Origin of the sequence: Corynebacterium kalidii, assembly GCF_022869005.1 — a bacterium.
Classification (GTDB): Bacteria; Actinomycetota; Actinomycetes; order Mycobacteriales; family Mycobacteriaceae; genus Corynebacterium; species Corynebacterium kalidii.
The window spans coordinates 174,005-198,758 of sequence record NZ_JALIEA010000013.1 but is presented as its reverse complement, the minus strand read 5'-3'; the positions used below and the strand labels follow the sequence as shown (position 1 = coordinate 198,758).

General features: G+C 70.4%; 14 protein-coding genes, 1 tRNA gene and 1 other RNA gene. 2 read left to right on the top strand and 14 right to left on the bottom strand.

Annotated features, from left to right (window positions below; translation table 11 throughout):
* Positions 1-109: 109 nt before the first annotated feature.
* The gene (locus MUN33_RS09190) at positions 110-736 is read right to left on the bottom strand and encodes a response regulator (RefSeq protein WP_244804618.1); all 627 of its coding nucleotides are present in this window, start codon (positions 734-736) and stop codon (positions 110-112) included.
* Complete coding sequence (locus MUN33_RS14235) at positions 733-2,016, bottom strand: sensor histidine kinase (protein ID WP_244804617.1); 1,284 nt, start codon at positions 2,014-2,016, stop codon at positions 733-735. Before MUN33_RS14235 ends, MUN33_RS09190 begins: the two co-directional genes overlap by 4 nt.
* Before the next feature lie 91 nt (positions 2,017-2,107).
* Between MUN33_RS14235 and MUN33_RS09180 the strand changes: the two genes are divergently transcribed.
* Entirely contained in the window at positions 2,108-2,674 is a 567-nt protein-coding gene (locus tag MUN33_RS09180) for a GlcG/HbpS family heme-binding protein (RefSeq protein WP_244804616.1), read from the top strand.
* Between the two features lie 88 nt (positions 2,675-2,762).
* Here MUN33_RS09180 and acpS read toward each other — a convergent pair whose 3' ends face one another.
* The 12 genes from acpS to ffs form a co-directional block, all read right to left on the bottom strand.
* Positions 2,763-3,227 (bottom strand): holo-ACP synthase AcpS, encoded by a 465-nt coding sequence (gene acpS, locus MUN33_RS09175; RefSeq protein WP_244804615.1) that lies wholly within the window; start codon positions 3,225-3,227, stop codon positions 2,763-2,765.
* Complete coding sequence (locus MUN33_RS09170) at positions 3,224-12,484, bottom strand: type I polyketide synthase (RefSeq protein WP_244804614.1); 9,261 nt, start codon at positions 12,482-12,484, stop codon at positions 3,224-3,226. Before MUN33_RS09170 ends, acpS begins: the two co-directional genes overlap by 4 nt.
* Before the next feature lie 11 nt (positions 12,485-12,495).
* Complete coding sequence (locus MUN33_RS09165; RefSeq protein WP_244804613.1) at positions 12,496-14,064, bottom strand: acyl-CoA carboxylase subunit beta; 1,569 nt, start codon at positions 14,062-14,064, stop codon at positions 12,496-12,498.
* On the bottom strand, positions 14,061-15,986 hold the full coding sequence (locus MUN33_RS09160) for an acetyl/propionyl/methylcrotonyl-CoA carboxylase subunit alpha (RefSeq protein ID WP_244804612.1): 1,926 nt from the start codon (positions 15,984-15,986) through the stop codon (positions 14,061-14,063). The genes MUN33_RS09165 and MUN33_RS09160 overlap by 4 nt, the downstream gene beginning before the upstream one ends.
* 394 nt (positions 15,987-16,380) lie before the next feature.
* The gene (locus MUN33_RS09155; RefSeq protein ID WP_244804611.1) at positions 16,381-16,779 is read right to left on the bottom strand and encodes a DoxX family protein; all 399 of its coding nucleotides are present in this window, start codon (positions 16,777-16,779) and stop codon (positions 16,381-16,383) included.
* Positions 16,780-16,811: 32 nt separating this feature from the next.
* Positions 16,812-17,456, bottom strand: coding sequence for a recombination mediator RecR (recR, locus tag MUN33_RS09150; protein WP_244804610.1), 645 nt, complete (start codon positions 17,454-17,456; stop codon positions 16,812-16,814).
* 12 nt (positions 17,457-17,468) lie between these two features.
* Positions 17,469-17,783 carry a YbaB/EbfC family nucleoid-associated protein gene (locus MUN33_RS09145; protein WP_244804609.1) on the bottom strand — a complete coding sequence of 105 codons (315 nt, stop codon included), beginning with the start codon at positions 17,781-17,783 and terminating at the stop codon, positions 17,469-17,471.
* 118 nt (positions 17,784-17,901) lie between these two features.
* Positions 17,902-20,391 carry a DNA polymerase III subunit gamma and tau gene (locus tag MUN33_RS09140; protein ID WP_244804608.1) on the bottom strand — a complete coding sequence of 830 codons (2,490 nt, stop codon included), beginning with the start codon at positions 20,389-20,391 and terminating at the stop codon, positions 17,902-17,904.
* A gap of 49 nt (positions 20,392-20,440) precedes the next feature.
* Positions 20,441-21,067 carry a hypothetical protein gene (locus tag MUN33_RS09135; protein ID WP_244804607.1) on the bottom strand — a complete coding sequence of 209 codons (627 nt, stop codon included), beginning with the start codon at positions 21,065-21,067 and terminating at the stop codon, positions 20,441-20,443.
* 3 nt (positions 21,068-21,070) lie between these two features.
* Complete coding sequence (locus MUN33_RS09130; RefSeq protein ID WP_244804606.1) at positions 21,071-22,357, bottom strand: aspartate aminotransferase type Ic; 1,287 nt, start codon at positions 22,355-22,357, stop codon at positions 21,071-21,073.
* A 102-nt stretch (positions 22,358-22,459) separates the two neighbouring features.
* A complete protein-coding gene (locus MUN33_RS09125) occupies positions 22,460-24,121 on the bottom strand; it encodes an ABC-F family ATP-binding cassette domain-containing protein (RefSeq protein ID WP_244804605.1) in 1,662 nt (553 codons plus the stop codon).
* Positions 24,122-24,311: 190 nt separating this feature from the next.
* Positions 24,312-24,408: signal recognition particle sRNA small type (gene ffs / locus MUN33_RS09120), an RNA gene on the bottom strand.
* 147 nt (positions 24,409-24,555) lie between these two features.
* Between ffs and MUN33_RS09115 the strand changes: the two genes are divergently transcribed.
* Positions 24,556-24,644: transfer RNA gene (locus MUN33_RS09115), tRNA-Ser, on the top strand.
* Positions 24,645-24,754: the final 110 nt, after the last annotated feature.

Sequence of the window (24,754 nt, the reverse complement as noted above, 5' to 3'; positions counted from 1 at the left end):
GGCGGACCGGTGCGTACCGGTGTGCATCGTCCCCTGAGACTAGGGCCCGGACGCCGGCGTGCACCTCCACGATCCGGACACACTCCGGTCCATCGATCGGTGGACGCGCTCAGAAACGGATGAGCCCCCGGTTCACCGCCGCGGCGATCGCCGCCTGACGGCTGTCCACACCGAGTTTGACGAAGATCCGGTGCAGGTGGGTCTTCACCGTCGCCTCGCTGACGGTCATCTCCCGGGCGAGTTCACGGTTGCCCAGCCCCGTCGCCGCGAGAGTGAGCACCTCCAGCTCCCGTGGGGTGAGTGACTCGTCCGGACGCCGTATCCGGTCCAGCAGTTTCGCCGCGGCCGGCCCGCCGAGCGCACCGGCCCCACGGGCGGCGTCCCGTACCGCGCGGAAGAGCTCCGCGGGGCCGATGTCCTTCACCAGGTAGCCGGTCGCCCCCGCCTCCACTGCGCGCACGACGTCGGCGTCGGCGTCGAAGGCGGAGAAGACGATGACCCGAGTCGCCGGATTGCCGCGGATGATGCCCCTGGTGGCGTCCACACCGTCCGGCTCACCGGTGCCCAGATCCAGGTCGACCAGGGCGATGTCGGTCTCCACGGTCGTCACCAGGCGCACGGCCTCCTCCGCCGTCGCCGCCTCGCCCACGACGGTGAAGTCGTCCTGCGTGGCGAGCAGCGCGCGGACGCCGTGCCGGACCACGGGATGGTCGTCCACCAGCAGAATGCGGATCATGACCGCCCCTCCTCCACGACAGCGAGTGGGACGGCGGCGGACACCACGGTCCCCTCCCCCGGCGACGAGGTCACGGCGAAGTCGCCGCCGATGCTCCCGATCCGCCACGCCATCGCCCGCAGCCCGTAGCCGCGGGGAGTCCCGGTGCCGCGTTCACCGTCGACGTCGAAGCCCACGCCGTCGTCGGTGACGGACACGGTCACCATGTCCTCCCCGATCCCGAGGTGCACCGCACGGGTGGTCGCGTCCGCGTGCTTCACGGTGTTGCGCAGCGCCTCCTGCACCACGCGGAACAGGGTGTGGGCGACCGCCGGAGGAAGGTCGTCGCCCCCGCCGGTCCGGTGGAACTCCGCGCCGTACCGGTCCGCGAGTCCCGCGAAACTGTCCGGCGTGGCTGCACTGGCCGCACTGGCTGCACTGGCTGCACTGGCCGTCATCCCCGTCTCGTCGTCGCCGACGGTCAGCCCGTGGAGCACCTGACGGGTCTCCGCCAGGGCCCCGCGGAGCACCCTGCGGGCCTCACCGACGGCGACGTCCTCGGTGTCGTCCGGACCACCGGCCTGGTGGGCGGTCTCCAGCAGCAGCAGCGCGCTCGCCGTACTCTGCACCGCGGTGTCATGGAGCTCGCTGGCGACCCGGTGGCGTTCAGCGAAGGCCCCGGCGTCGCGTTCCGACGCAGCGAGCTGCTCCTGGGTCGCCCGGAGTTCGGCCACCAGCGCCCGCTGCTCGTCGAACGACCGGTTGAGCGCACGGTAGGCGAACAGCATCACCACCCCGCCCAGCAACGGGCCGAGCACCAGCCCGAGGTCCTGGCCCCGCGACATGATCAGCAGGCCCGTGCTGACGGACACGACGATCAGCACCGACGCCACCAGCGCGGGGCGACCGTGCAGCACCCGGTGCACCGCGAAGAACAGGGCGAACGCGCACCACCCGTAGGACGGCGCGATGACCGCCAACGGGATCCACAGGGCCGTCGCGGCCACGATCCCGCCGTATTCCCACCGGCCCCGGCCGCGGGACGCCCCGACGACGGCGGCCAGGTAGGTCACCGCCACCGCCGCCGCCAGTAACACGACGGCCACCCCGAGGGTGTCCACCGGGTGCTTCTCGAAGTACCGAAACGTGCACACGACCAGCAGCAACCCGAGGCCCACGTTCACGGTGAGGTCGGTGATGCCGGTCGCGGGCGGGACCGCGGTCCTTGAACTGGTTTCATCCACCACCCCACCAGTATCCACCACGGCGACCGCCGGGACGATACACCGAATGATGGACACTCCCCTGGCCGGAACGCCGATGTGGACGGTGTGCTGCACCGATGATGATGGGGGGACATCATCAGCCCGTCCCCGAGACCCTGGAGAAGACATGCACACCCCTACCCGCCGTATCACCCTCACCGCCCTGGCGGTGGCCTCGACCGCTGCCATGGCTGTCGGCTGCTCGACGAGCAACACCACCGCCGACGACCGGGACGACCGGGACACCGGGGATATCAGGACCGTCGCCGTCGCCTCGGAGAACACCGTCCGGCAGGACCGTCTCAGTGCTCAGGCCGCAGCCACCGCCGCCGAGGCTGCGCTGGCGTCCTGCGCGGCCGACGACCTCGGCTCTGTCTCGGTCTCCGTCGTCGACCGCGACGGCCAGCTGCAGGCGTTCACCCGCGGTGACGGTGCCGCCGAGCACACCGTCGAGGCGTCACGGCTGAAGGCGTACACCGCTGCCGCATTCGGTGCCGACACCGGCGACCTGGTGGAGCGCGCCGACGACAACGACCTGCACCGTCTCCCCGGCACCCTGTTCATGCCGGGCGGGGTGAGCGTGAAAGTGGACGACTCGTCGATCGCGGGCATCGGCGTCGGCGGTGCACCGTCGGGTATGGACGACCAGTCCTGCGCCGCCGCCGGACTGGAGGCCATCGCGGACGCACTGTGACCTTCGGACGGACAAAAGTCTGGGCCCGTGCACCGGATCAGGGTGATCAGGTGCACGGGCCCAGACTTTTTTCGCCGCGGGGACGCCGCTACATCCGGCGCCACTCCCCGACCACGAAGGCCTGGGCGACCGGCCCGTCGTGGGACAGGCTCAGGTGCCAGACAGCGTGCCCGTTATCGGCGGCCCCGCCACCGAAGTGCCGGGTCAACGCCCCGGTGACCACGGATGCCAGTGGTTCGTGCAGCCGGATGAACGGCCGACCCCAGCGGTCCTTGACCACCTCGATCCGTGACCAGTCCATCGAGGCCCCGGGGATCTCGTCGCCGGCCTCGGCGGCGGTCCACGCCTTGTAGAACGCCTCCTTCGCCGCCCAGCGGGCAGCCAGGTGCTGGGCCTCGTTTCCGCTGGTCTGCGCCTGGCGGGCAGAGGTGCGACGCTCCGCGCCGGTGAAGGACTCGGCGAACCGTGACCCCGGCATGCCGAGCTGCTCGGCGAACGACGGGATGTCGACGACGTCGATGCCGACGCCGAACACGAAGCTGGACCCGGTCACCGCAGCAGACCGTCCTCACCGGCACGTGCCGCCGGGTCGAGCAGCATGGCGGGCTCGGCCTCGTCGATCTCGACGTCGTTGGCGAAGCGACGGTGCCCGATCTCCTCGAACAGTGCCCGGTGGCCCAGCATGCCGGCCTCGCGGCGGCGCACACCGGCGCGCAGACGTGCCGAGGCGGTCTCGACCCACTGCTGTGCGGCATCCTCGCCGAGCTGGTTGGCCACGGCCACCCGGAAGGCCTCCGGGTGGACCAGCGCCATCAGCGCGGAGACGTGACCGAAGCCCAGGGAGGTCAGCAGACCCGCCTTGACCGTGCGGTTGAGCTGCAGCGGCTCGCGCAGCCACACGAGGTTCGGTGCGGAGGCCATCTCCGGGTCGACACAGTCCAGCGAACGGTTCGCCGGGATGCGCGAGGTCCGGAACATGTCGCCCAGCCCCGCGGTCTGGAAGACCGCGGCGCCACCCTTGGCGTGCCCGGTGAGCGTCTTCTGGGATACGACGTACATCGGGTTGCCCTCGGTCCGGCCCATGGCCTTCGCCAGGCGGGTGTGCAGGCGCGACTCGTTCGGGTCGTTGGCGTTGGTCGAGGTGTCGTGCTTGGACACCACGGAGATGTCGTCGGCGCCGACGCCGAGCTTGGCGAGCTCCTTCGACAGCTTGGAGCCCTGGCCACCGCGGCCGGCCGCCAGCGCACCCATGCCCGGAGCGGGGATGGAGGTGTGCGCACCGTCGGCGAAGGACGCCGCGTAGCCGACCACGGACTGGACGGGCAGGCCCAGCTTCGCCGCGACGGAGCCGCGGGTCAGCAGGATGGTGCCGCCACCCTGTGCCTCGACGAAACCGCCACGACGGCGGTCGTTGGCCCGGGAGTAGAACCGCTCGTTGAGGCCCTTGGCCGCCATGGCGTCGGAATCCGCGGTGGCGTTCATGTTCGCGAAGCCGGTGATGGACTCGACGTTGATGTCGTCGGTGGCTCCGGCGACCACGAAGTCGGCCTTGCCGAGCTTGATCTTGTCCACGCCCTCCTCGACGGAGACCGCCGCGGTGGCGCAGGCGCCGACCGGGTGGATCATCGCACCGTAGCCGCCGACGTAGGACTGCATGGTGTGTGCGGCCACGACGTTGGGCAGGGTCTCCTGCAGGATGTCGGACGGGATGTCCTCCTCCAGGAAACGGTCGACGAAGAGCTTGCGCATGGACGTCATACCGCCGAAACCGGTGCCCTGGGTCATCGCCACGTCGGACGGGTGGACCGCCTGCAGGATCTCTGCCGGGGTGAAGCCGGCGGAGAGGTAGGCGTCGACCGCGGTGACGAGGTTCCAGATCGCGATCCGGTCAACGGCCTCGATCATCGACGCCGGGATACCCCAGCGTGCCGGGTCGAAGTCCGTCGGGAACTGGCCGCCGACCTTCCGTGCCAGGGTGGCACGGCGCGGCACGTGGGTCCGGGCACCCGGCAGGCGGGTGACGGACCATTCGCCGGTCTCCTCGTCGACGGTCGCCCGGGTGAAGGTCGGGTCGGCGTCGACGAAGGACTGGGCGTCCTCGGCCGAGTCGACGGCGAAGGTGACCTCGCGGTCGAGGAAGATCTCCGCGACCTGCGGGGTGTGGACGTCCTCGACCGCGACGTCGTCGACGAAGGTGCGCACACCGGCGCGGGCGGCGACCTCGTCGCGGTAGCGGGTGAAGATCTCCTCCTCGGGGACGATCTCGCCCTTGGCGTCGTACCAGCCGGCGACCGGGGTGTCCTTCCAGGTCAGCAGTCCGGTCATCCAGGCGAGTTCCAGCACGCCGGCGGCGGTGAGGTCCACCGATCCGTCGGCCTGGACACCGTACTCCGCCTCGAAGCGGGTACGGCCGGAGCCCCAGGCGCTGATTTCTCCGAGTCCGACGACGACGACCATGTCCTCGAGATCCGCGGTGACCTCACCCCAGGTCTCGTCCGGGGCGACGGGCTGCGATGCCCGCACCGGGGACGGCAGGGCGTTGACCGTGACCGGGGCATCGACGCCAGCCGCGGTGCCGCTGTCGGCGGCCGCCTCGAACGCGCCGTCGGCCAGGGCCTGGTCGCGCAGTTCGGTGAGGTTGATCTTGTCCAGCCCACCGGTCAGGTCGGCATCGACCGGTCCGATGGACGCGGCGGCGCGGATCTCGGAGGAGCACAGACGGACCAGCTCGCCGGCGATGTCGGACGGGGTCCACACACGCACACCGGCGTCGACGGCGGCGTCGACGAGCGGGTCGTTGCCGCCCATCAGGCCGGTTCCGGCGACCCAGCCGATACGCGGGTGCGCGATGGTGACACGCCCGCCCCACGGCTCGTTGGACCACTTGTTGCAGATGGCGTCGAAGGCGGCCTTGGTCTCGCCGTAGGCGCCGTCGCCACCGAAGGTCCCACGGTTCGGCGAGCCCGGCAGCACCACGTGCAGACGGTGTGCCAGGTTCGCCTCGTGGCCGATGCGGGACAGCGCGGTGAAGGAACGCTCCACGCTCCACAGCAGCAGGCGGGCCTGGGTTTCGGCGTTTCCGCCGGCGTCCTCGACCGTGCCGGAGACCGTCGGGGCGGCGAAGGGCAGGAAGAGGTCGGGGACGAGTGCCGGCTTGACCAGCTTCTTCTCGGATCCGACGGTCTCGGTCTGCTCGTTGCCGATCCAGTCGACCAGGGCGTCGATGTCGCGGTAGCTCGACAGGTTCGCCGGCACCAGCCAGATCTTCGCCTCGGCCGAGGCGTGCTCGCGGTAGAGCTTCTTGATGAACTCCAGGCGGGCGGAGCTGATGCGCGAGGCGGTGATCACCACGGTCGCACCTTCGGCCAGCAGGTCACCGACCACGCCACCGGCGATGGAGGCGGGGGTGACACCGGTGACCACGGCGACCTGTCCGGCGAAGTCGCCGGCGGTCTCCGTGTCACGGGCGTCGGCGGCGATCCCGGCGAAACGGGTCGCCAGCTCGGCGTCGGTGGTGTGTGCGGCCCACCAGTCGGCGTGCTTCGCCACGGTCTCGCCGGTGCCGCGGAACGTCGCGGTCCCGGCGATCTCCCCGCCGGCGGCGAGACGTGCGATGTCCTCGCGGGCGGTGGCCCACCGGTCATCGATGAGGACGGCGCGGCGCTCGTCGAAGACCGGGGCGACCTGCTTGGGCCAGGTGGCCCCGAGCTCGTCGCTGACGGCCTGCAGGACGGCGGCGGTCTCGTCGGCCTCGGGGTCCTCGAAGGACGAGGACTCCGGGATGTCGAGGTTCAGGTCGTGCAGGATGTGGCGTGCCAGGTTGGCCAGCACACCCTCGTCACCGGTGACCTCCTCGGCGAGGGCGTCGAGTGCCGCGGAGTCGACGGTGCCGCCGCCGGAGCCACCGGCGCTGGGCTTCGCCACGGGGATGCCGTGTGCGGCGCCGACCTGAGCGACGGCCTCGTCGATGATGGCGTTGACGTCGTTCATCGAGGTGGCGGACGTGGCCAGGGTGGACAGGTCGCCGCCGCGGGCGGAGGCGCCGTCACGGGAACCGAGCAGGATCTGCGCGGTGGTGTGGTCGACCCAGCCCGGGCCGAGTTCCCAGGTCCCGGTGACGCGGTCGGCGATGGCGGTGGCCTTGGCGCCGGCGGAGCCGAAGAGCTTCCGCAGCCGGTCCTTCACCGCTTCGCCGAGCACCGGGCCGAAGGCGGCGTAGTTGTGCGCGGCGGCGTCCACCGTGGCGGACAGGGTGGTGACGTCCGCTTCGGCGGCACCTTCGACGCTGGACAGGCCCAGCTCCGCGGAGATGTCCATGAGCAGCTGGTTCAGTCGCGAGGACACGCCGTTGGTCAGGGTACCTGTGGTGTCGGCACCACCGATCTGCTCCGGGCGCAACTTGTTGGCGTAGGCCAGCAGGGTCTTGATCGCGTCGGAGGCCTTGTAGGGCAGGTCGGCGGGGCGCTCGACCGAGCCGGCCGGGGCCGGGGCCTCGGGGGTGGCGTAGCCCTCGTCCACTGCCGGGGAGGGGACGGAGGCGTCCGGACGTGCCTCGGCGACGACGTCGGCGGGTGCGCTCTCGCGCTCCACGTCCGGCTCGTCGACCGGGGCGCCGATGGTCTGGACGTCCTCGTTGTAGACGAGCTTCTCGTCGCGCTGGACGTTGCGCACGGCGACGTCGGCACCGGTGAACCGGGGCAGCTTCAGCGTCTTGGTGGCCAGGTTCGCCAGGGTCGGCGCGGCACCGAGACCGATCTCGACGAACTCGTCGATGTCCAGGCGGTCGCTGGCGAGCAGCAGGTCCTGGGTCTCGATCCACCGGACCGGGGAGGCGAACTGCCAGCAGAGCAGCTCGATGAACAGGGTGCGGGCGACCTCTGCCCGTCCGGCCTCGTCCTTGGTACGGGCGTCCCAGTTGTCCAGGACGTCCTGGGCCGGGGCGGCGGGGACGACGTCCAGGATCGCCTGCACGAAGTCACGGCTCAGCTCGAACGGCCGGGCGACGAGGTTCGGGATGTAGCGTCCCTCGAGGACCTCGTGGTTGATGGTCGCCGGCAGCAGGCCGTCGAGCTTCTCCCGGAAGTCCGGCACACCGGGGTGCAGGACACGAGAGTGGAAGGGCACGTCGATGCCCGGGACCATCATGAACGAGCCCTTGCCACCGGCGGCGGCGGTCCGCTCCGCGGCGTCCTTCTCCAGGGCGGCGAGACCGGCGACGGTGCCGGCGACGGAGTACTGCTCGCCGGCGAGGTTGAAGTTCACGATCTCCAGGAACTCGCCGGACTGCTCCGCCACGGAGTTGACGTACTCGACGACGTGCTCGTCGTCGACACCGAACTGGTTGGGGCGCAGGGCACCCATCCGGTAGTTCGAGCGGCCGTTCTCGTCGCGCGGGATGAGGTGGTGCATCGTGGAACCACGGTGGAACACGACCTCGAGGACGGTCTCCAGGCCGATGGTCCCGGCGTAGGCCGAGAGTGCGGTGTACTCACCGAGCGAGTGGCCCGCGTAGTAGGCGTCGGCGACGAGCGCGTCGGCCTCCCGCAGACGGGCGGTCTGTGCCAGGGCCAGGGTGGCCAGGGCGACCTGGGTGAACTGGGTGAGGTACAGGACGCCGTCCGGGTGCTGGTAGGTCACGCCGTTGGCGGTCAGCGTCGTCGGGTTGTCGCGGACGACGGTGAGGATGGAGAAGTCCAGCGCGGCGCGGGTGTGGGCGTCGGCCCGCTCCCACACGGCGGCGGTCGCCTTCGAGGCGGCGCGCTCGTCCAGGCCCATGCCCTTGGACTGGATGCCCTGGCCCGGGTAGACGTACGCGGTGGACGGGGCCGCGGTGACGGCGGTGCCCTGGGACACGAGTTCGTCGTTGATCCGGCAGGTCACCTCCAGCAGCAGTCCACCACCGGCGACGCGGCCGGTGCGCTCGACCTGGATGTCCACCGGGTCGTTGAGCTGCACCAGGCCGAACATGCGGTAGGTCCAGCCGAGGATCCGGTGCCCGGAGCCGGCCGCGGAGGCGGCATGCTGGGCGGTGGCCGACAGCCACATGCCGTGCACCAGCGGTGCCTGCAGACCGGCGACGCGGGCGGCGACGTGGCTGGTGTGGATCGGGTTGAAGTCACCGGAGACCCAGGCGAACGGGGTCATCTCGTCCGGTGCGTTGACCCGGGTGCGCAGCAGCGTGGAACGCGGGGTGTCGGTGATCCCGCGGCCCTCGTCGACGAGGCCGCCAGCCAGGGCCGGGTCCGCCGGCGGGGTGGTGCCGAAGGCACGGCCACGGATGGCGAAGCGTTCGGTCTGACGGCCCAGCAGGGTCCCGTCCTCGTCGTGCATGTGGTGGTGCACGGTGACGACGCGGCCGGAGGAGGACTCCTCGATGCCGGCGGCCCAGCTGGTCACGGTGATCGTGAAGGGCGCGCGCTCGGCGAGCTCCTCGGCCGGGACCTCGAGTGCCACGGAGTGGTCGAGGTGCACGGCGTTGAGCAGGCCCTCGATGACCGGGTAGTCGTTGACCATGGCCGAGCCCAGGGCGGAGTAGATCGCCGGCCAGCAGGTTCCCAGCAGGGCGTCGGGGACGATGGAGGCTCGGGTGGCGCCGCCGCCGACCGCGGACAGGTCGCCCAGGCCGTCGCCGGTGACACCGGCGTGCTCGGAGCCGAGGGAGTCGGTGAGGGTGAAGGTGTAGTTGAACGTGCCGAACGGGGTCTCCTCCGAGGTGGAGCCCTCGTTCTTCACCGGCATGGCGGTGATCTCGTCCCCGGTGACGGCGGTGTTGCCGACACCGGCGGTGCCGGCCAGCAGGCCGTACATGGTGTCGGGCAGCCGCTCTTCGTCGACCACGGGCAGACCACCGGTGATGCTGGTGGTGTCGAGGATCAGCGGGACGGGCAGGCTGCGCACGGCGTGGACCTGCGAGTCGCCGCTGCCGGCGGCGGTGTCGTCCCAGAAGGTGTCCAGGTGCAGGTCGACGGTGACCTTGACGGGGTTGCCGTCGGAACCGTCGTTGACCATGACGAGGTCGTAGCGGTCCTCGTCGATGACGTGGGCCGGGTTGTCCATGAGGTGCCCGGTCCAGGAGATGTAGGGCACGGTCTTGAGGTAGGCCTCGATGTCCTCCGCGTCGCCGGTGCGGGACCACGCGGTGGTGGCCTCACTGTCGGCAATGCGTGCGCGGCAGGCGTCCTCGAAGCGTCCGAGCAGGTCGGCGACGGGCTCGTCGACGGTGGTGATGCCGGAGACCGACACCGGCCCGGGGATGATGCGCACCTGGTCAGCGGAGTAGCGGTCGTCCTGGGCCTGCCAGAGGCAGTCCTTGCCCCACCAGGCCAGCAGGTCCTCGTCGATGGCCGGCACGAAGCCCATGGGCTTCGGGTACTTCCGGCACAGCGCGATGAACCATGCGGTGTCGAGCGGGGTCAGGGTGTCGACCTCGGCCGACGGGTAGGCGGCGACGAGGGTCGCCACCGCGGACTCGGGGTCCTCGGCGGACTCGAGCGTCGGGAAGAGAGTCTCGACCGGGCCATGCTCGGCGGTGGTCAGACGTGCCTCGACTCGCTGCAGGAGTTCCTGGAAGCGCTGCAGCCAGGACGGGTCGACCCACGGGAAGCTCAGCTCGGCGAAGCGGCGGACGACCTGGGCGTAGGTCATCTGCTCCAGCTCACCGAAGTACGGCTTCGCCGTCTTGTTCATCGCCTCGATGATCTCGTCGCGTCGGGCGTTGACCGCCTCGAGCGACCCACCGACCTCCTGGATCAGGCGCATGCACTTCGCCGCGGAGTTGTCGATCTCGTGGATGTCGGCACGCAGGTGCGACAGGCCCGAGGTGGCACCGCCGGCGGAGTGGCCGGGGGCGATCCAGCCGCCGTTGGGGGCGGTGAAGGCGGCGCCGGTCTCGTCGGCGACACCGGGGGTGTCGACCAGCAGCTGCTTGATCTCGTCGGTGGTCTTGGCTTCCTTGGTGGTCATGGCGGCGGTACCGACCAGGACACCGTCGACGGGCATGGCGGGCAGGCCCAGGGCGACCGACCAGTCACCGGAGAGGTAGTCGGCGGAACGCTCGGGGGTGCCGATGCCACCGCCGACACAGAGCACCACGTTCTTCTGGCGACGGATCTCCGCGTAGGTCGCGGTGAGCAGGTCGTCCAGGTTCTCCCAGGAGTGGTGGCCACCGGCGTGGCCGTCCTCCACCTGGAGGATGATGCTGGTGCCGGTGTCCTCGATCTGACGGGCGATGCCCAGGCCGGCGCGAATCTGGTTGACGGTGCCCGGCTTCAGGGCGATGTGCGAGAAACCGGAACCACGCAGGGCGCCGATGACCTCGGGGGCCTCGTCGGGCTCCGGGATGCCGGCGGAGATGACCACGCCGTCCAGCGGGGCACCGGATTCACGGGCCTTGGAGACCACGCGCTGGCCGCCGAAGTGGAGGTTCCACAGGTAGCGGTCCATGAACATGGCGTTGAACTGCACGGCCCGGCCGGGCTCGAGCAGGCTCTTGAGCTTGGTGAGGTTGGCGTCGAAGACCTCGGCGGTGACCTGTCCACCACCGGCGAGTTCCGCCCAGTAGCCGGCGTTCGCGGCGGCGGCGACGATCTCGGGGTCGACGGTGGTCGGCGTCATGCCGGCGAGCAGCACCGGGGACCGTCCGGTCAGACGGGAGAACGCGGTCTCCACGACCTGGCCGGTGGGCAGGTCGAGCAGGCGCGGGGCGAAGGCGGACCAGTCGACGGTGCGCTGCGGGTCGGGGCCCGGGGCGGCGAGGGCGTCGACGTCGTCGAGGCTGCCGGCGGCGACGATGCCGGCGCCGGAGCCCTCGATGATGTCGGCGGAGATCCGCGAGGCGACGACACCGGGGCCGAGGTCGAGGAACCAGGCGGTCCCCTCGTCACGGGCGGTGGCGACCTGGGAGACCCAGTCGATGTGGTCGGTGAGCACGGCGCGGGCGAAGGCCTCCGCGTCCGGCAGGCCGCAGCGTCCGGCCCAGGCGATGACCTGCTGGACGGCGGGCTCCATGGAGCTGTGGTGGAACGGGACGGTGACCTCGAGGTACTCGGTCTGCGGCGACAGCGGTGCGCCACCACGGGTCTTGGCGGCGAGCTCCGCGGCGTCCTTCTCGCCGAGCAGCAGGACGGTCTGCTCGACGACGCCGAGGTCCTCCGGGGTGCCGGAGAGGATGAAACGGCGACGGCCGTTGTGGATGGCGACCTCGACGTCCACGCCGGCGTCGGCGATGACGGCGTCGAGGTGGGAACGCTCCAGGCCACGGACGGAGAGCATCGGGGTGCGCTCACCGACGGCGAAACCGGCGGACCGGGTGGTGCGGGCCGCGGCCGCGCCGATGAGGCGGGCGATCGCGAAGATCTGGGCGTCGGTGAGCCCGTTGTCGGCGACGAGGGCCGCACCGAGTACACCCTGGGAGTGGCCCAGCGCGGTCGCACGGCCGTCGGCGACGGCGGCCGCGGCGTCGTAGCCGGCGTTCTTCAGGGCGGAGAGCTGTGCGTACTGCACGGCGGTGATCCCGGGCACCGACAGGGCCGCGGAGACCGGGGCCCCGGCGTCCGCGGCGAAGGGCCCGGTGCCGGCGAGGCGCTCGAGGGAGAGTGCACCGGCGGTACCGGCGGTCAGCTCGGCGGCGACGGGTGCCAGCAGGTCGGACGAGGCGGAGATCAGGTCACGGATCTCGCCGGCGAGCGTGGGGTCCTCGGAGATCTGCGCGCAGGCGGGACGCCACGGGGTGGCCTGGCCGCCGAAGAGCAGGGCGGTCTTCTCGCTGCCGCCGTTCAGACGTGCGAGGAAGCTGGAGGAGATGTCAGTCATGGTGTCCTTAATCACAGGGGCCCGTTGGAATGGAACTTGAAGTGGCGGCGGTCGCGGTCCTTGGTCCGCAGGGAGCGCAGCGCGGAGGCGAGGGTGTCGCGGGTGTCGGCGGGTGCCACGATGCGGTCGATCTCACCGGTCTCCACGGAGAAGTTCGGGTTGATGTTCTCCGCCTGGTACTCGTCGGCGAGTTGTTTGGTGTACTCGGCCTTCTCCTCGTCGGGGACGGCGGCGATGTCACGGCGGCGCAGGATCTGCACCGCGCCCTCGGCGCCCATCACGGCGATCTCGGCGTCCGGCCAGGCGAAGGCGAAGTCCGCGCCGATGCCCTTGGAGCCCATCACGATGTACGCACCGCCGTAGGACTTGCGGGTGATCATGGTGACCACCGGGACGGTGCAGTTGCCGTAGGCGTAGATGACCTTCGCGCCACGGCGGATGATGCCGGCGCGCTCCTGCTCGGCGCCGGGCAGGTAGCCGGGCACGTCGACCAGGGTGACGACGGGCAGGCCGAAGGCGTCGCAGCAGCGCACGAACCGGGCGGTCTTCTCCGACGCCTCGACGTCGAGGGTGCCGGCGTTGTGCATGGGCTGGTCGGCGACCACGCCGACGGGACGGCCCTCGATGCAGGCGAACCCGATGACGATCGACCGGGCCCAGTGCTCCTGGACCTCGACGAACTCACCGTGGTCGACCAGGGACTCGATGACCTCGACGACGTCGTAGGGCATGCGGTTGTCCGCCGGGACGATGTCGCCGACGGCGCGTGCGGCCTGCTGGTCCTCCTCGGTGGGCACGTACTCGTAGGACGGGGTGTCCTCGTTGCAGTTCTGCGGGAGGTAGTTGAGCAGGGCGCGGGCGTAGTCGATCGCGTCCTCCTCGTCCTCGGCGAGGTAGTGGGCGACACCGGAGACGCTGTTGTGCATCTCGGCGCCACCCAGGTCGTCCAGGCTGATCTGCTCGCCGGTGACGGCCTTGACCACGTCCGGGCCGGTGACGAACATGTGCGAGTTCTCCCGCGGCATGATCACGAAGTCGGTCAGCGCCGGGGAGTACACCGCGCCGCCGGCGCACGGGCCGAGGATCAGCGAGATCTGCGGGATGAAGCCGGAGGCCTCGCAGGACTTGCGGAAGATACGGCCGTACCACGACAGGGCGGCGACGCCCTCCTGGATCCGGGCTCCACCGGAGTCCAGCAGCCCGAAGCAGGGGACCCGCTCGGCGATGGCGCGGTCGATCAGGTCGGTGATCTTCTGGCCCTCGACCTTGCCCAGGGTGCCTCCGCGGATGGAGAAGTCCTGGGCGTAGACGGCCACGGTCCGGCCGTCGATGGTGCCGAAACCGGTGGCGACCGCGGAACCGAGGAAGCCCTCGGAGGGGTCGCCGCCGAAGAAGCGACCGAACTCCACGAAGGAACCCTCGTCGCAGAGCATCTCGATACGCTCACGGGCAGTCAGCTTGCCCTTGGCGTGCTGGAACTTCCGGGCCTTCTCGTCGGCGGTGGCGGCGAGGGCGTCGTAGTCGACGGACGCCTTCGCGGCGATCTTCTCGACCTTGGTCGTCTTCTCGGGAGCGGTCATTCCGGAGCCTCCTCGGTGTTCTCGGCGGTGTCGGCGGTGTCGGCGGTGTCGATGTGCAGCAGCGTGTCGCCGGCGTTGACGTTCTGGCCGACGGCCACGTCGATCGAGGCGATGGTGCCGCTGGCCGGGGCGTGGATGTACTTCTCCATCTTCATCGCCTCCAGGACGATGACGACGTCGCCCTCGTTGACGGTCGCGCCCGGCTCGGCACCCATACGCACCACGATGGCCTGCATCGGGGACTGCAGCGCACCGTCGGCGGTGAGCGACTCCCCGGTGGCGGCGGCACCGGCGGCGGGGGCACCGTCACCGTTGCGGCGGCGGGAACCACGGCGGGGCTGACTCCGGCGGGACCGTGAACCGAGTTCCTGGCCCTTCTCCCCGAGGCTGCCGAAGCCGCTCTGCATCATCGACCCGAGGCTCGCGAGGCTCTCCGGGAGGGTGATCTTGTGGCGGCGTCCGTCGATCTGGGCGGTGAAGGTACGCAGTGCTGCGGCGATGCCACCCTCCTCCTCGGCGGCGGAGTCCTGGCCGAGCTTCTCCAGGTCCACGTCGGGCAGGAAGCTGGTCTCCAGCCAGCGGGTGCGGACCCGCAGGTCGCGGTGGCCGTTGGTGCCGTCGAAGTCCGGGTGCGCCATGATCAGGTCCAGGACCGGGGTCGAGGTGGCGATGCCCTTGATGGACAGCTCACCCAGTGCCCGGCGGGCCCGGGCGATGGCGCGGGGACGGTCCGGACCGGTGACGATGAGCTTGGCGATCATCGAGTCGAACTCCGGGGAGACCTTGTCGCCGAGGCGGACACCGGTCTCGATGCGCACCCCGTGGCCGGCCGGCCACTCGAGTTCCTTGATCTTGCCGGCGGTCGGGGCGAGGTCCTTGGCCGGGTCCTCGGAGGTGATGCGCAGCTCGATGGAGTGGCCGCGGACCTCGGGGACCTCGGGGATGGTGCCGCCGTCGGCGATGGTGAACTGTGTCTCCACCAGATCCAGTCCGGTGACCTCCTCGGAGACGGTGTGCTCCACCTGGAGGCGGGGGTTGACCTCGAGGAAGAACAGTTCGCCCTCCTCGGTGAGCATGAACTCACAGGTGCCCAGACCCACGTAGTCGGTGTGGTCGAACAGCGCGTTCGACCAGGTGGTCAGCGTCTCGACGGCCTCGTCGGACAGGAACGGGGCCGGAGCTTCCTCGATGACCTTCTGGTGACGGCGCTGCACGGAGCAGTCGCGGGTGGTGACCACGGCGAAGTTGCCGTGGGAGTCACGCATGCACTGGGTCTCGATGTGGCGCCCGGAGAGGATGAAGCGCTCCATGAAGAACTTGTCCAGGTCGCCTCCGGCCATGGCGTGGCCGGCGGCGAAGGTCTTCAGGTCCTCGGCGGTACGGATGACCTCGATCCCGCGGCCACCGCCTCCGTCGGACCGCTTGAGCACGATCGGGTAGCCGTGGGCGGCGACGAAGTCGTCGACCTCCTGCATGGACTGCACCGGGTCGGTGGTGCCGGGCACCGGTGAGACGCCGGCGGCGATGGCGGTGCGTCGCGCGCTGATCTTGTCGCCGAGCTGCCGGATGGTGTCGGCGGCGGGTCCTAGCCAGGTCAGACCGGCGTCGACGACGGCCTGTGCCGCGTCGGGGACCTCGGAGAGGAAGCCGTAACCGGGGTGGACGGCGTCGGCCCCGGACCGGTGTGCGACGTCGATGATCTTGGCGATGTCGAGGTAGGTCTCCTGGAGCGTGGTGCCCTCCAGGGAGTACGCGTCATCGGCCAGCTCGACGGCCGGCGAGTCGATGTCCTGGTCGGAGTACACGGCGACGGACCGCAGGCCCAGGTCACGGGCGGTACGGATGACACGTGCGGCGATCTCGCCACGATTGGCCACGAGGATGGTGGACGGCATCGGGCTCCTTTCGGAGAGTCGGGTCATGGAGGCTCCTCGCGAACGTGACCGGACGTGGGCATGCCGGGCATGCCACGCATGCCACAGTGCGGCCACCGATCGCGTGAATAGGGATGAACTCTAGGAAGCGCCCCGTACAGCTCCGACTCAATCAGTTCTGCACATATATCTGCCCCACCCCCGGCTCGGGTTCGGGCAGACCCCTCGCGGGCATCATTTCCTTAGGTCAACAACCATTTCTCCCCGTCGACTCTCCAACCCCTGAGATCCACCCCCGTTGCCGCTCCCCCGCCCTCCCGCGGGCACCGCATGTGCTCTGCGTCACTCTATGCGGACACTATTACGGACATAGTGATTACAGGAGTGTCATACCCCAAACGAAACATTGTCACCAGCGGTGATGCCGGTGACGCCGGTGATGTCAGTGACCGAGTTTCCGCGTCGAGAGCATCATCGGCACCTGCCCCGCCACCCGTGCCCACCCGCCGATCGTCATCAGGGTGTTCTTCGACCCCGACCGCTGCCAGTCGAGCGCCATCTTGATGTTGCCGGGCCACACGGCAAGCAGGAACAGTGTCGCCGGCGTCGCCGCGGACGCCCGGGTGGACGGGTTGGCGATCGCGGCGGCCAGGCCCAGCTCGACGACACCGCTCCCCCACGTCCAGTACCGCCGCTCACCGGGCAGCCCCTCCGGGACGAGGGAGTCGAAGGCGCGTCGCTGCGCGAAGTGGAGGACGCCGGCGCCGCCGAAGACGGTGGCCCAGACGGCGGCCCGGGTAGTCGCCTGTGTGGTTGCCCTGCGATGCTCAGTAGTGGTCACGGCTTGTACGCTACGCCGGTGACACCTCCGTGTCAGCGGATCGCGGTACGTCCCTCGAAGGCGCGGGACAGGGTCAGCTCGTCGACGAACTCGAGGTCCCCGCCCATCGGGATCCCGGAGGCCAGTCGGGACACGGTCAGGCCCGGGAACTCCTTGAGCAGGCGCCCCAGGTAGGCGGCGGTCGCCTCCCCTTCAGTGTTGGGGTCGGTGGCGATGATGACCTCGGTGATCTCCGGCGGCTCGGCGACGGTGCCGTCGGCGGCGACCACGTCGTCGACCCGTCCGCCGATACGCTGTACCAGCGCAGTGACGTTGAGTTCCTTCGGCCCGATCCCGTTCAGCGGGTCGAGGGCGCCGCCGAGGACGTGGTACCGGCCGTCGTATTCACCGGTGCGCTCGATGACCTGGATGTCCTTCGACTCCTCGACCACACAGACCAGCGAGGGGTCCCGCGTGGAGTCCGCACAGATACGGCAGACCTCCTCCGAGGACACGTTGTGGCAGATCCGGCAGTAGCGCACGCCCTTCTGCAGGCGCGACAAGGCGCCGGTCAGCCGTTCCAGGTCCTCCGGCTCTGCCTGGAGGAGGTGGAAGGCGATGCGTTGAGCGCTCTTGGGCCCCACGCCCGGGAGGCGGGAGAACTCGTCGATGGCGTCCTGGAGGGGACCTTCGAACACGGTGGTCGCGACCTAGAAACCGAGGCCGTCGAGGCCCTGCGACAGGGGGCCCATCTTCTCGTTCGAGAGGCTCTTGAGGTTCTCGCCGGCATCCTGGTAGGCGCCGATGATGAGGTCCTGGAGGGTCTCGACGTCCTCCGGGTCGACGACGGACGGGTCGATGGACAGGCTCTCGACCTCGCCGGAGCCGCGCAGGGCGACCTTGACCAGTCCGTTGCCGGCGGTGCCTTCCACGGTGGAGGCCATGATCTCGGCCTGGGCCGCCTGGAGCTGCTGCTGCATCTGCTGTGCCTGGGCCATGATCTGGTTCATGTCGGGCTGGTTCACGGTGTTTCCCTCCGCTGTCGGTACAGGTCAGTGGTCGTGCAATGGCCATTGCAGTGGTCTGTGCCGTCGCCGCAATGTCGGTACCCCGGGAAGTTTACCGGGGCGCCGCCTCGCGCATCTACCGGGTGCGCTCAGCGCCGAGGTTCTTCTCCAGGAGCTCACCGGCGATCTCGAGGGCACTGCGCCGGTCGATGTTCGCCGACGACGGGTCGGCGAGCTGCGCCATGGCCTCCTCCGCCTCCGCACGGTCGACGCCCTGCGGCCCCTCAGGGTCCGGCGGGAAGCCTCCGGGACCGTCGTCCCAGGGCTCGGCGGGCTCCTCCGGCAGCGGGACACCGTTGAACCCTCCGGAGTGCGGGGACGTCTCGGCCTGGCCGGACCCGCGCCTGGCGTCGATCCTGGCCCGGCGCGCCCGCCAGCCGGACAGCTGTTCCTCCTGCTCCCGTTTCTGGGCCGGCGGCTGGGTCTGTTGGGTCGGCTGGGGTGCCGGCTGCTGGGTCGGCTGCTGCACCGGCTGCTGGGCCTGTGGTGCCGGGGTCTGCTGCACCGGCTGCTGGCGTGGCTCCGGCGCAGGTGCCGGCTCAGGCGCCGAGGACTCGACCTGCCGTGCCCGCTGCAACGCCAGTTCCACCGGGTCCGGCGTCGAGGGCTCCACCGGGTCCGGTGTCACCGGCTCAGCGGCGGCGGACGTCTCCTGTGGAGCGGGCTCCGACTGCGGTTCCGCCGCAGCCTCAGCTTTTCCCGGCGGCTCCGTGGGGTACCTGCCACCCACACCGGCGCTGACCCGCGCCCGGGTACCGACGACCTTCTCCACCGCGTCGGCGTACACCGCGGCGTGGTCCGGCGCGTTGATGTAGTTCGCCAGCGCCCCGGTGTGGTGGGTCAGGGAGATCGTGGCCACACCGTCCTCGCCGACCGGGCCTTCCTGGGCGGTGGCGTCACGCGCGGCGATCCAGGCGGCGAGGTTCGCCTCCTTCACCGCCTCGAGGATCTCGGGCCACCGTCCGACCGGATGCTCCGCCGGTGCGGCGGCAGGTTCCGGCTGCTCCACCTCCGGCGCCGGGGCGGGGTCCGACACTGGCTCCCGTGCCGGCTCCGGCTCCGGGGTGGGCACATCTGCCGGGCGCGGGTCGGCGGGGGCATCCGCGGGCGTGTCCGCCGGCGGACCCGTGGTCTCCTCGACGACGGGCTTCCGCCGCCGACGCATGATCTCCCGGGCACGTTCCGCCTCCGCACGACGGGTGTCCTCCGGGCTCTCCGCCTGCTGGGCCGGCTGGGCCGGACGCGCCGGTTGGGCGGACGCCGCAGGAGCCGCCGGGGTCGCCGGGGCCTCCGGCACCGCAGGGCTCTCCTGCCCCGGGGTGGCCGGAGCCTCGGCCGCGGCACGGGCGGCCTCCGCCTCCCGCTTCGACTTACGCACATAGGGACGTCCGCCCCCGGACGGCGCCGCCGCGGCTCCCCCGCCGGCCTCGAGCGCCTCGACACGCTGTGCCAGTGCCTCGACCGTCATCCCCGCCGCGGGCAGCGACATCCGGGCGCACAGGATCTCCAGCAGCAGCCGCGGCGCGGTCGCCCCACGCATCTGTGCCAGGCCCTCGTTCACCAGGGACGCGCACCTGGTCAACGTCGCCTGACCCACCGCGTGTGCCTGCGCGGTGAGGACGTCGCGTTGGTCCACCGGTGCGTCGACCAGCCCGGTGTCGAACGCGTCCGGCACCGCCTGGACCACCAGGAGGTCACGGAAACGGTCGAGCAGGTCCATCGCGAACCGTCGGGGATCGTGGCCGGCGTCGATGACGTCGCTGACACAGCCGAACAGGCCCGCCTGGTCCTGGTTCGCCAGGGCGTCGACGGCGCGGTCGATCAGCGAGGTGTCGGTGAACCCCAGCAGAGCCACCGCCCGGCTGTAAGTGACACCCTCCTCACCGGCGCCGGCGAGAAGCTGGTCCATGATGCTCAACGAGTCACGCGGCGACCCGCCACCGGCACGGATGACCAGCGGATACACCGCGTCCTCGACGACGGCGCCCTCGTCCTCGCACACCCGGCCCAGCAGGCCCCGCATCGCCGGTGGCGTCAGCAGGCGGAAGGGGTAGTTGTGTGTCCTCGACCGGATCGTCTGCAGCAGCTTCTCCGGCTCGGTGGTGGCGAAGATGAAGATGAGGTGCTCCGGCGGCTCCTCCACGATCTTCAGCAGGGCGTTGAACCCCGCCGAGGAGATCATGTGCGCCTCGTCGATGATGAAGACCCGGTAGCGGGAATCCGCTGGCGCGTAGAAGGCACGGTCGCGCAGCTCCCGCATGTCCTCCACACCGTTGTGGGTCGCGGCATCCAGCTCCGTGACGTCCAGCGTCCCCGGCCCACCGGGGGCCAGGGCGAGACAGGAGGCGCACTCCCCGCAGGGGGACGACGTCGGCCCCTGCTCGCAGTTCAGGGAGCGGGCGAGGATGCGCGCCGACGAGGTCTTGCCGCAGCCGCGTGGACCCGAGAACAGGTAGGCGTGGTTGATCCGCCCGCTGTCCAGTGCCGTCGACAACGGCTCGGTCACATGTTCCTGCCCCACGACCTCGGCGAACGTCGCCGGCCGGTACTTCCTGTAAAGAGCCACGGACCCAGCCTACAAGGCCGGCCGGACAGCCACCGCCCCGCCGGCGGAGCTAGCGCCAGACATCGTTCAGATTCGCCTGGGTGGTGGCCAGCATCTGCTGCGCCGCGGTCGCGCCACCGTCGACGGCCACCCGGTACTCGTCGTCGGTGAGCATCACCAGCTGGGCGTAGACGGTCATCCGGCCCGGGTGCGTGTACTCGTGGTGGGTTCCGCCACCGTGCCGGCCACCGAAGTTCACCTCGTGCACGTTCGGCACCCCGTCCTCCCAGAGGAACGGGGGCACCAGCAGCCCGTGGCGGGCCGTGATCGACTCGTCGACATGCCAGCCCAGGTCAGGCAGGAGCAGCCCGGGCTGGGGGGAGCGCTGGACGGGGTCGGTGGCGATCATCGTCGCCGCCGCCATGACCAGGTCGGGCGCGGTACGCCCGTGCCCGGTGGTCACGGTGATGTACTCCACCCTCAGGTCCGAGCCGTCCTCCGTGGCCAGCTGCGGTTCGATACGTGCGGCGTCCAGGGTGGCCGCCACGGTCTCCGCGTCCGCCTCGTCCCCACCGTCCCCGAGCTGGAGCTCGGCGACGGTGAACTCCGGGAAGCTCTGGCTGACCCGCCGTCGGGTGGTGGTGAACTCGCCGGGGAGCAGGTCCGCCAGCCAGTACGTCGTCTCCTCGAGATTCACCGGCTACTCTCCGGCAGCCTCCGCCGCCTCGATGGTGGCGAGCAGGATGCACGTGGCGACACCGTCCATCGCGACCTCGACCTCCTCGATCGGCGGCATGGAGGGGGCGAGCCGCAGGACGCGGTTGTCCGGGTCGTCCTTGTACGGGAACGGCGCGCCCGCCCCGGTCAGCGCGATCCCGGCGCTCTTCGCCAACTCGACGACGCGCGCCGCCGTGCCGTCCACGACGTCGACCGAGATGAAGTAGCCGCCGGACGGGGTCGTCCAGTCGGCGATCCCCAGCCCACCGAGCCGACGCTCGAGGATCCCCGTGACCGCGGTGAACTTCGGGGCCAGGATGCCGGCGTGCTTGCGCATGACCGCCCGGACACCCTCGGCGCTGCCGAAGTAGCGGGCGTGGGCGAGCTGGTTGACCTTGTTCGGGCCGATCCCGCGGGCCGAGGCGATGCCCCGGTACCAGTCGAGGTTCTCCTCCGAGGAGTTGAGGAAGGCCACACCGGCACCGGCGAAGGTGATCTTCGAGGTGGAGGACATCGCCCAGAAACGGTTCGGGTTGCCCTGCTCGGCGGCCACCGCGACGATGTCGATGTTCTCCGGGAACTCGTCGGTGAGCGTGTGCACGGCGTAGGCGTTGTCCCACACCACACGGAAGTCCGGCGCGGCGGTCTCCATCGCGGCCAGCCCCTCGGCCACCTCGCGGGAGACCGTCCAGCCGGTCGGGTTCGAGAACACCGGGACCGTCCACATGCCCTTCACGGAGGGGTCCTTGACCAGCTCACGCACCGCATCCAGGTCCGGCCCCTGCTCGGTCATCGGCACGGTCACCATCTCGTAGCCGAAGGTCTCGGTGATGGTGTGGTGGCGGTCGTAGCCCGGGACGGGGCAGATCCACCGGACCTTCTCCTCGGCCGACCAGGGACGTTCCGAGTCGTTGTTGCCGAAGGTGTGCGACCAGGACACCAGGTCGAACATGATGTTCAGGCTGGAGGCGTCGCCGGCGATCAGCAACGCCGGGTCGACCCCGAGCGCCTCCGCCCACAGGGCCCGGATGTCCATGATCCCGTCGCCGCCACCGTAGTTGCGGGTGTCCACCCCGTCGGAGGTCGTGTAGTTCACCCCGGGGAGACTGAGCAGGTCACTGGCGAGGTCCAGCTGCTCGACGGAAGGCTTGCCACGCGTGAGGTCGAGCGACAGGTTCCGGTCCTTGAGTTCCTGGTAGGCCTTGTCCGCCTCGCCCCTCAGGGACGTCAGGGTGTTCAGCACGTCAGTGTTAGCGTGGGTGAGCTTCATAGTCCCGCGGGACCTCCTCGACTTCAACGGGTATGTCCCGTCCGAGTGTAGTGGGCGGTGCCCGGAACCGACAGGGTGCACCACGGGCAGCCGCCGACGACGTCACGGACGCCCGCGCCGCAGACCGTCGCGGTCGAGAGCGATCCAGGTGTCGACGCCGAGCCGGTCGAGGAAGACGTCGTCGTGACTGACCACGACCACCGCGCCGCGGTAGTCCTCCAACGCGGAGACCAGGGCGTCGACGCTGTCGAGGTCCAGGTTGTTGGTCGGCTCGTCGAGCACCAGCACCTGGTGCGCCGGTTGTGCCAGCAGGATCCGTGCCAGGGCGACCCGGAACCGCTCCCCGCCGGAGAGGTCCCCCACCCTGCGGTGGACGGCGTCCCCGTCGAAGAGGAACCGGGCGAGATTCGCGCGCACCTGCTCCACCGTGGTGCCCGGCGCCGACGCCCGCACCGTGTCGATCACGTCGGCGTCGTCGTCCAGGTGGTCCAGGCGTTGCGGCAGGTAGCCGATCCGGTCGGTGAACGCCTCTACACGCACACAGCCACGCGCCTCACCACGCACCTCACCGGACGGTCCGCCCCGGTGCTGCTGCCGGACGAGCATCTCCAGCAGCCGCGTCTTGCCGATACCGTTGGGGCCGGTCAACGCAACACGTTCGGGCCCCTGCACCACCACCGGGCCCCCGTCGGGGTCGGGGCACGCGGAGAACTCGAGCAACCGCCGACCTGCCGGGACGCCGGGGGCCGGCAAGGAGATCCGGATGGCCGGGTCGCGACGGACCCGTTCCTCCCGCCGCTCCTTCTCCCGCTGCGCGAGCACGACCTTCTCGTCCAGGTCACCGCGCAGCTTCCCCGCGGAGACCTGCGCCTCGGACTTCCGCTGGTTCATGATCATCTTGGGTTTCCGCCGGTTGACGAAGTCGGTGCGGGCGTAGCGCTGCCGACGCGCCAGTGTCGTCTGCGCCTGGGCGCGTTGCCGCTTCTCCGTCCTGAGTTTCTGCTCGGCGGTGCGCAACGCCTGCGCGGCGGCGGCCTGCTCCTGCCCCACCTGGCGCCGGTAGTCGCTGTAGCCACCGCCGAAGAGGGTCAGGGTCCCGTCCCGCAACTCCGCGGTGTCGTCCATGAGGTCGAGCAGGGTGACGTCGTGGCTGACCACGATCAGCGCACCGCGCCAGGCCTCGACGGCCCCGTAGAGGCTGTGGCGTGCACGCCGGTCGAGGTTGTTGGTGGGTTCATCCAGCAGGACGACGCCCCCGCCGTCCTCGTCCCAGCCGTTGTGCAGCTCGAGGCCGGCGACGGCGGCGAGCACCGTCTCGCCACCGGAGAGCGTGCCCACGGTCCGGTCGACCCCGACGCCGGTGAGGCCGACGCCGTCGAGGGCACGCCGGGCCTCCTCCTCGACGCCCCACCGTCCGCCGAGGGTGTCGACGTGGCGCTCCTCGACGGAGCCGGCCTCGATGGCGCGCAACGCCTCGAGTGTGTCCGTGACGCCGAGGAGGTCCGCCACCGTCGAGCCGGTGGACAGTGTCAGGTTCTGGGGCAGGTAGCCGATGTCACCGCGGGTGACCACCGTGCCTGACATCGGGTGGCGTTCACCGGCGATGAGCGTCAGCAGCGTGGACTTCCCCGTGCCGTTGGCGCCGAGGAGGCCGGTCCGCCCCGGGCCGAAGGCGGCGGTGACGTGGTCCAGGACGGTGGTGCCGTCCGGCCAGGAGAAGGACACGTCTGACAGGACGACGGACGGGGACTGGGTGGTAGACATCGTGGGCTCCGGGGGTTGTCAGTGGTTGCGCTGACAACGGAGCCGACGAACCGGCTACGACGACGTCAACGCACGGCAGTGTGCGGGATGACGGTCGTCGATGAGCATGATGCGCCTTTCAGCGGAGAACAGGTCCACCCCCGAACCTACTCCGCGACCCCGCCCCTCACCAGGGGCCGCGGCAGAAAAAAATTGAAGGACACCGCGCACCCGCTAGAGCTCGTTGACCCTTGCTGCATTCCTGCCCTGGGGGAGTTCACAAGATACACGCCGCGCGGCGTCCGGCCCTCATAGTAGCAACGGCAGGGCCCGGGAGCCAACACGGAGCCGACACGCGCACCGCCACACACGCGAATCTGCCCGAATACATGGTCTCACCAGCGCTTTCACCGCGATTTTGCGTATCCGACACCGACATGTGTATATTTCTCGGCGGAGGATTCGACTAGCGGCCTATGTCACACGCCTGGAACGCGTGAGGGAGTTACATCCCACAGGGGTTCAAATCCCCTATCCTCCGCCACAGCAGAACCCTCGGTCTTCGGACCGGGGGTTCTGTCGTTTTCTCCCGGATTCCCCGGCCCTCCCCGGACGAGGTGGCAGAGCCCCCGGCAGACTGGCAGACCCACAGGT